Here is a 1,156-nt window from a genome sequence, read left to right as displayed (position 1 = left end):
GGCGGTGCCGCCGATCCTGTCCACCGCCAGCACCTGCCGGTACTCCATGAACCGCCCGATTTCGCGCACTTTGGCCAGCGCAGCGGCCGCGGTCATGCCCTGCTCCATCAGGTCCAGCGCCAGCGGCCCAAGACTGGGATCGGTCACATTCTGGCTCGCTACCGCGCCAACGCCTGCGCGGGCAAAGGAACACCGCGCCGCCACCGCTGGCGAAGACGAGGATATTGCAACCCCGAACATCCCGGTCTCCGCACAGCGCGCAACAAGCGAAAACGTCATCGTCTTTCCTCCTCACCAGCCATCCAAGATGGATCTGTTCTTCTTCTGGCCCAAAATATCCCCGGGGGAGCGCGAGGGGGCAGGCAGCCCCCTCGTTCCCGCCCTCAATCGCGGGCCGATCATCAATCCGGAATGACTGCCGTACCGTCGATCTCCACCAGCCACTCCGGCCGCGCCAGCGCCTGCACCACCAGCCCGGTGGACACCGGATGCACCCCTTTGATGTACTCGCCCATGGTGCGGTAGACCGCCTCGCGGTGGCGCACGTCGGTGATGTAGACCACCACCTTGACCAGATGCTCCATGCGCCCGCCGGCCTCTTCGATCAGCTGCTGGATGTTCTGCATCACCTTATGGGTCTGCTCGACCGGGTCGTGGCTTTCGATATTCTTCGCATCATCCAGATTCTGCGGGCACTGGCCGCGCAGGTACACGGTCTTGCCGCCGGTGGTCACCACCGCCTGGCACAAGTCATTGTCCAGGTTCTGTTCGGGATAGGTATCTGAAGTGTTGAATTTACGGATACGGATGTGGGCCATGATGTCCTCCTGGCATGGCGGGATGGCAGCGCCGCCGGTCAGCGCCCGGCGGCAGAGTTCAGACAGCGTCCGCGCGGTCCTCACCGGGGCCGCGGTAACCCTCATAGTGGCGCTGGATGGCGATCTGGTCGGCCACATGTTTGGCATCATGCCAGACCCCCCAGATAAAGGTCGAGCCGCGCCGCGACTGCCAGGGCAGGCCCAGAAAGTAGATCCCCGGCTCTGCCGAGACACCGCGCTGATGCTGCGGGCGGCCCTGCGCGTCAAAGGCATCCACCGTCATCCAGCTGAAATCCTGCCGGAAACCCGTGGCCCATAGGATCGTGGTGATGCCCTCC

2 protein-coding genes and 1 pseudogene are annotated in these 1,156 nt (G+C 64.3%); all 3 read right to left on the bottom strand.

All coding sequences use genetic code 11. The features are described 5' to 3' along the window. Nucleotides 1-279: DUF1028 domain-containing protein (locus A2I95_RS40555; RefSeq protein ID WP_291737966.1), on the bottom strand; the 279-nt coding region annotated here is incomplete at its 3' end. 122 nt (nt 280-401) lie between these two features. Beyond that, nucleotides 402-818 carry a RidA family protein gene (locus A2I95_RS40550; protein ID WP_027256170.1) on the bottom strand — a complete coding sequence of 139 codons (417 nt, stop codon included), beginning with the start codon at nt 816-818 and terminating at the stop codon, nt 402-404. A 58-nt stretch (nt 819-876) separates the two neighbouring features. Then, nucleotides 877-1,156 (bottom strand): annotated as a pseudogene (locus A2I95_RS40545) (FAD-dependent oxidoreductase); the annotation flags it as partial.

The organism is Leisingera sp. F5 (assembly GCF_001593695.1).
Note: the sequence above shows the minus strand (reverse complement) of the source record. Positions and strands in the feature narration are given on the sequence as shown.

What these genes read in the sequence shown, in the direction of transcription:
- A2I95_RS40550 (WP_027256170.1), bottom strand. Translation starts at nt 818, where the DNA reads ATGGCCCACATCCGTATCCGTAAATTCAACACTTCAGATACCTATCCC.